This window comes from Brooklawnia sp., from assembly GCF_049651565.1.
Taxonomy (GTDB): domain Bacteria; phylum Actinomycetota; class Actinomycetes; order Propionibacteriales; family Propionibacteriaceae; genus Brooklawnia.
Genome location: NZ_JBASCI010000062.1, coordinates 1 through 6,755, shown reverse-complemented (window position 1 = coordinate 6,755; position 6,755 = coordinate 1). Strand labels below are relative to the sequence as shown.

Here is a 6,755-nt window from a genome sequence, read left to right as displayed (position 1 = left end):
TGTCCGCGGCCCGCTCCGGCGCCGCCCCGCGGGTGCCCAGGTAGCCGTTGCCCAGCGTGGTCAGCGCCTCCCGGTGGGCCTCGTGGGCCGGGTCGAAACCCTCATAGACCAGCGTCCATGGATCGGCGCGCAGCGCCCCGAGGTCCAATTCGGAGACGTCCGCGACGACGATGTCGGCCCCGGCGGCCTCCAGTGCGCCACGATCACCGGCCCGGTCCGCCCCGACCACCAGACCGAAGCCGCCGGCCCGGGCGGCACGCACTCCGGCGACGGCGTCCTCGACCACTGCCATCCGGGCGGGGTCGGCTCCGAGCAGCTCGGCCGCCCGCAAGAACATTGCGGGGTCGGGCTTGCCTGGCAAACCGAGTTCTTCGGCCTGGCGGCCGTCCACGACCGCGTCGAAGAGCCCGTTCAGACCCGCCGCGGTGAGCACCTGTTCGGCGTTACGGCTGGCGGTCACCAGGCCCACCGGCACCCCACCGGCCCGCAGCCGACGTAGCAGGTCCACGGTGCCGGGGAATACCCGCAGCCCCTGCTCGGTGAGCAGGTCGAGATTGATCCGGTTCTTCCGCGCCGCCAGGCCGCGCACCGACCAGGCATCCTCACCGTCGCCGGCGCCGCCCGGAGGGAGGTTGATGCCGCGGGAGGTCAGGACAGCGGCCACGCCGTCCTCGCGGGAGCGTCCGTCGACGTAGGCCCGGTAGTCCTCGGCGACGTCGAACGGGGCGTACGGGCCGCCGTCCAGCCGCGGATCGGTCAGCACCTCGTCGAACAGACGCTTCCCGGCGGCGGCATGCATGCTGGCGGTGTCGGTCACCACGCCGTCCAGGTCGAAGATCACCGCCTCCTGCGGCGGCTTTGCCCCGGTCGGCCATGGCTCGCGGCCCGGCTCGTACGCCATGGTCCGGTTCATTGTCCATCTCCTGACGGTGGGTGGAAGTCTGCAGGGGGGCGCGCCACTGGCATCGGGCCGGGCGACCGGTGGGGCTCGGGAACAGGCGGGCGCCGCAGCACGATCCACATGGCGGCAAGGACCACACCCAGGCCCGCGGCGGTCCACCCGGTGGGGCGTTCGCCGAGCAGCGCGATGCCGAGCGCGATCCCCACGACCGGGGTGAGGAACGTCCAGGCGGTGAGTGCGTCGAGGCGTGAGCGGCGCGCCTCCGCGAACCACGCCACCGTGGTGGCCGCCGTGCCGACCAGCGCGAGGAAAAGCAGGGTGAGAACGAAGCGAGGGGTCCAGGCGATGACCGCAGGTCCCTCCAGCACCGCAGCCACCGCCGCCAGGACGGCCCCGCCGAGGAGCAGGTGCCACCCGGTGAACATCACGACATCCAGACCGCGCAGGCGCCGGGACAGCAGGGTTCCGCCGGTGACGGCCGCGGCGGACACCAGTGACAACCCGGCGCCGCTGCCTCCGCCGCCGGGGACCGCGACCAAGACCAGGCCGATGAAGCCCAAACCGAGAGCCGCGCTGGTGCTGGCCGACAGCTTCTCGCCGTACAGCCACCACGCCGGTAGCAGGATGAGCAGGGGTTGGGCGTTGGCGAACACCGCGGCGGTGCCGGTGGTGCCGCTGGCGACCCCGGCGAACATGACCGCGAACGCGACGGTCACGTTCACCAACCCCAGCACGGTGATCCACGCCCAGTCTCGTGCCGCTGTCGGTGTTAGGCGGCGCTCAAAAGCACCCAGCCCGACCAGGACGGCACCGGCGAGCACGGCCCGCAGCGCGGCGTACCACAGAACGGGCGCGTCCCGTAGGCCCCACTCGATCGCCACGAAGCACGCGGCCCAGGCGGCGGTGATCCAGATCATGCGGCCAGCGCGGGGTGACCGCAACGCTCCGAGCCCCGCGCCCAAGGGCGCGCGGGGAACGATGCGGGTGACCATTTACAGTTGGACCCGTCTCAACAGCTGAGCGTTGAGGGAGACGACGATAGTGCTCGCCGACATGAGTATCGCACCGAGCGCGGGCGTCAGGAGAATCCCCCACGGAGCCAAGACACCTGCTGCCAGCGGGATGGCCACGATGTTGTAACCCGCTGCCAACCACAGGTTCTGCACCATCTTTCGGTATGTGGCGGCGGACAGCGTGACGATTCGGGGGATGTCGCGTGGATCGGAGCGGACCAGCACGATGTGACCGGCTTCCACGGCCACGTCAGTTCCGGCCCCGATGGCGATGCCCAGGTCGGCGGTGGCCAGCGCCGGTGCGTCGTTCACCCCGTCACCGACCATGGCCACCTTTCGACCTTCTCCCTGCAGCTCGCGGATCTTTGAGGCCTTGTCCTCAGGCAGCACCTCGGCGAACACCGTGTCGATCTGAAGCTCCTCAGCCACCGCGTTCGCCACTGGCCACGCGTCACCGGTGAGCATGGCGACCTCGATACCACGCTGGTGGAGGGCATCGATCGCCTCACGGCTCTCGTGGCGGACGGCGTCCGCGACGACGAACACGGCCAGGGCCTTGCTGTCGCGAAGGAGATAGATGGCCGCCTGACCCCGCTCGGACGCCTGGGACGCGGCCGCCCGTAGTGCCTCCGGAACGTGCGCCTCCTCGGCCTCGAGAAGACGGGGGCCGCCCATGTGGTACTCCACTCCGTCCACCGACGCCGCAACGCCCTTGCCGGTGATCGACCGGAACCCCTCCGGTGCTGGGACGTCGATTCCGCGGTCCTGTGCCGTGATGACGATCCCCCGGGCGATGGGGTGCTGCGATTCCGTCTCGACCCCGGCAGCGATCCGCAGCGCGGCCTCCTCGGTGACGCCGTCCGCCACCGCCAGGTTCACGACGCGAAACTCACCCAGGGTCAAGGTGCCGGTCTTGTCGAAGACCACCACGTCCAGGAGGCGAGCCTCCTCCAGGCCCCTGCGATCGCGCACCAGCAGCCCGTTCTGTGCACCGAGGGTGGTGGAGATCGCCACCACCAGCGGGACGGCCAGGCCCAGCGCGTGCGGGCAGGCGATCACCAGCACGGTGACCACGCGCACGATGGAGAAGTCGATGGGGGCCCCGAGCAACTGCCACACGATCAGTGTCAGCACCCCCGATACCAGGGCCACGGCGGTGAGGAGCTGTGCGGCCCGGTCGGCCAGGTGTTGGGCTCGGGACTTGGACCCCTGCGCTTCGGAGACCAGCCGCATGATTCCCGAGAGCATGGTGTTAGCCCCGGTGCCGGTCACCTCGACCCGCAGGGAACCCTCTCCGTTGATCGTCCCGGCAAGGACCGCCTGCCCCTCGCTCTTCTTCACCGGTCGGGACTCCCCGGTGATCATCGCCTCATTGATGTCGCTGGTTCCGCGTCGCACGACCGCATCGGCGGGGATGCTCTCACCGGGCCGCACGAGCACCACGTCCCCGTCTAGCAGTTCCGTCACGGGGACGGTCTCCTCGCCGTCGTCGGTGATCCGTGTTGCCAGGTCTGGTAGCAGTTTCGCCAGCTCCTGCAGTGCGCCCTGAGCCTGGTCGATCGACCGCATCTCCACCCAGTGTCCGAGGAGCATGATGGTCACCAGGGTGGCCAGCTCCCACCACAAGGGGCTGGCGTCGAGGAGCCCGAGTTGCACAACCCAGGAGAAGACGAAGGCCACGCTGATGGACAGGGCGATCAGCGTCATCATGCCCGGGAGCCGGGCCCGCAGCTCGTGCCAGGCTCCCTGGAGGAAGATCCATCCTCCGTAGATGAAGATCACGGTGCTCAGCACCGGAGGAATCCAGGTGGAACCCGGGAATACAGGAGCCTGGTACCGGAGCAGTTCTTGGATGTGCTCGGCCCAGAACACGACCGGCAGTGTCAGGACGAGGGCCACCCAGAACCGGTTGCGGAACATCTCCGGGGTGTGGCCCTCATGTCTGTCGTGTCCAGCATGGGCATCAGGGCCAAGCTGCGGATCGTACGCCGCGTGGCCGGGGTGGCTCACGACCTCGTCGTGGCCCGGGGTCGTGGCCTCCTTGGGCTGGTTCCGCTCCGGCGGCCACTCGGGGGCTGCTGCCGGCGAACCGCGGTGATCGTCCGATCCTCGCTCCGTATCCCGTCGATGTTGCTCGTGGTGGTGTCCCTGTGTCACGTGTTGATTCCTAGCTCCGTTGGTTTTCTCGTACTGTTCACCGCGCAGCCTGTTCAGGCACGTCGGCGGCGGGCCGGGCGCCATGTTGGACAACATCGAGATGGGAGATGCCGGCCTGACCGCAGACCCGCAGGGGTGTCCAACAAGGCCGTGACGCGTATTTCATGGTATGGCTGTCAGCCGTCCGCCGGTCGACCCGATGGCAGACCCGCCGGTGCCAGGAACTCCCGCCGCATCCCGAGGATCTCGTCGGTCATCGCGATGGAGGTCGCGGCATCCCTCGCCGTGCCGGTCAGCGCGCGGATGGCGTCGATCGTCTCCGGGATGACGATGGCCTCGTTGTTGACCTGGTAGGTCAGGTAGGCCTCCTCGCCGTCAACGTTGAGCACGTCCTCCCACACCGCGACCTCCCACATGTCCCCGCGGGGCCGTCCCAGGTCACGCATGAGTTCCACGGTCGTGTTGAGCGCGGTCAGCCCGTCGGCCATGCGGATGAACGCGATCCGCGGTGCCTCCCGCAGTGCCGCGAGGACCTCCTGTCGGTCGGCGGGACGGGTCAGCTGCACCGTCCAGAAGTGGTTGTGGGTCTGGGTGTGGGCGGCCTTCGCGGCGATGGTCACCACGTCCAGTTCCGGCAGCACGGTCGTGGCGTCGGGCCCCTGGTGAGAGGGTATGGCGGCCTCGGGGACCATCGTGTTCATGATTCCGCCCTCATGGGACTCGCTGGGGTCGGTGGCCCGGCGGATCAACACCCCGCGGGCCCGGGCCAGCAGTCCGGCATCCTGGAGCGCGCCGAGCACCCGCACGATGCTGGTGGTGTTGCACGAGACCACCCGGGTCATGTCCCGACCCACGGCGCTGGCGTAGTTCGCCTGTGCGACGAAGGAGTGCCCGGTCGTGGCATGGGACTCCCCGCCCTGCAGGACCACCTTGACCCCCGCCGCCTGGTAGGTGGGCAGGTTGGTGGCGGCGACCTTCTTCGGGGTGGTGTCCACCACGACATCGGCCTGGTCGAGCAGGTCGGTCAGAGTGCCGACCACCGGCACACCGGCCTCGCGCATGGCCACACCTGCGGTCTCGGTGGCGGCGTACACGGTGATGCCGCGTTCGGCGGCGGCGCGGATGCGCCAGTCGGTGGCCACATCGGCGACCCCGACCAGATCCATGTCCGGCATCGCGCGAACCGCGTCGGCGACTCGCTTACCGATGACCCCGTAGCCGTTGACGGCAACCTGAACGTTCATGTGTTGACCTCCCGGTCCCTGCGTGTTTGTGGTCTGTGTTCGTGATCTGTGGTGATGGGTTCAGCGCGCCGGCGCGCGCGGTCCACACCTAGCGGCCCGTCGATGGGTGGTTAGCTGCGCACCAGGCGGGCGATGGCGGCGGAGGCCTCCTTGAGCTTGGCGTCATGTTCCGGGCCGCCGGTGCTGGCGGCGTCGATGAGGCAGGGCTCATGTGGCCCTCCAGCAGGGCCAGCGCCACGCACTGCAGGGCCCGGTTGACGGCCGCGATCTGCGTGAGGACGTCGATGCAGTACTTGTCCTGCTCGACCATGCGGGCGATGCCGCGGACCTGACCCTCGATCCGCGCCAGCCGGACGAGCACGTCGTCTCGCGAACCCGTCACGGGCCGGATGGTTGTCATCGGTCTGTCCTCCTTTCTCTGAGGCACCTTTCTCTGAGGCACCGCAGCCATGCGCGGGTGCCTCCCAGGCGAATCTGAGGTCAGGGCGTGCCCGCCCCGGTGTACTTGGCCGGATCGGCCCGGAAGCTCTCGGCGCAGTGGTTGGAACAGAAGTAGTAGGTCTGCCCCTCGTGGTCGAGGCTCGACGCGGCCGCTGACGGGTCGACGTTCATCCCGCAGACGGGATCGGTGACCGTTGTGGGCTTCTGGGAAATGTTGTTCCCCGTCTCTTCGTGGGTTTCGTCGGGTCCGTGCCCGACCTCCACCACCGGGTCGGTGGCGGGGACTTGAGTGACCTTGGGGATCGGCCTGGGGGCGAAGGCGCGCAGCCGGTTGGCGTTGGTCACCACCGACAGGGAGGACAGGGCCATCGCGGCCGCGGCGATCATCGGGCTGAGCATCCAGCCCAGCGCCGGATAGAGCACGCCAGCAGCGATCGGGATGCCCAGACCGTTGTAGATGAACGCGAATACCAGGTTCTGGCGGATGTTGCGCATCGTGGCCCGCGACAGGTCCACCGCGGTGACCAGGCCGGACAGCGCCCCGGAGAGCAGGGTGATATCGGAGGATTCGATCGCCACGTCGGTGCCGGTGCCGATCGCGGAGCCGACGTCGGCCTGGGCCAGGGCGGGGGCGTCGTTGATGCCGTCCCCGACCATGCCCACCACCCGGCCCTCGGTTTGCAGGCGTTCGACCTCGGCTGCCTTGTGCTCGGGCATGACCTCGGCCACCACCCGGCCGATGCCGACCTGGCGGGCGATCGCGGCTGCGGTGGCCCGGTTGTCACCGGTCATCATCACCACGTCGATCCCGCGGGCCTGCAGGGCGGCGACGGCAGCGGCAGAGCCGTCCTTGACGGTGTCGGCCACGCCGATGACCCCGGCGAAGCGGCCTTCGACCGCGGCGAACATCGGGGTCTTGCCGTCGGCCGCGAGCCGGTCGGCGGTGGCCGCCTCGACCCGCACGCCGGCACCCTCCAGCAGGCGCCGGTTCCCGACGGC

The 6,755-nt window shown here is 69.5% G+C and carries 5 protein-coding genes and 1 pseudogene; all 6 read right to left on the bottom strand.

Annotated elements, in window-relative coordinates; translation table 11 throughout:
• Positions 1 to 913, bottom strand: a 913-nt coding sequence (locus tag WBL05_RS03065) for a beta-phosphoglucomutase family hydrolase (protein WP_424223648.1), incomplete at its 3' end; no start/stop codon positions are given.
• Positions 910 to 1,818, bottom strand: a complete 909-nt coding sequence (locus tag WBL05_RS03060) for a DMT family transporter (RefSeq protein ID WP_424223647.1) — start codon at positions 1,816 to 1,818, stop codon at positions 910 to 912. The genes WBL05_RS03065 and WBL05_RS03060, both read right to left, overlap by 4 nt.
• Positions 1,819 to 1,893: 75 nt before the next feature.
• Positions 1,894 to 3,834 carry a copper-translocating P-type ATPase gene (locus WBL05_RS03055; RefSeq protein ID WP_424223646.1) on the bottom strand — a complete coding sequence of 647 codons (1,941 nt, stop codon included), beginning with the start codon at positions 3,832 to 3,834 and terminating at the stop codon, positions 1,894 to 1,896.
• Between the two features lie 413 nt (positions 3,835 to 4,247).
• Positions 4,248 to 5,315 (bottom strand): type II glyceraldehyde-3-phosphate dehydrogenase, encoded by a 1,068-nt coding sequence (locus tag WBL05_RS03050; protein WP_424223644.1) that lies wholly within the window; start codon positions 5,313 to 5,315, stop codon positions 4,248 to 4,250.
• Positions 5,316 to 5,425: 110 nt separating this feature from the next.
• Positions 5,426 to 5,715: pseudogene (locus WBL05_RS03045) on the bottom strand (metal-sensitive transcriptional regulator).
• Positions 5,716 to 5,795: 80 nt separating this feature from the next.
• Positions 5,796 to 6,755, bottom strand: a 960-nt coding sequence (locus WBL05_RS03040) for an HAD-IC family P-type ATPase (protein WP_424223643.1), incomplete at its 5' end; no start/stop codon positions are given.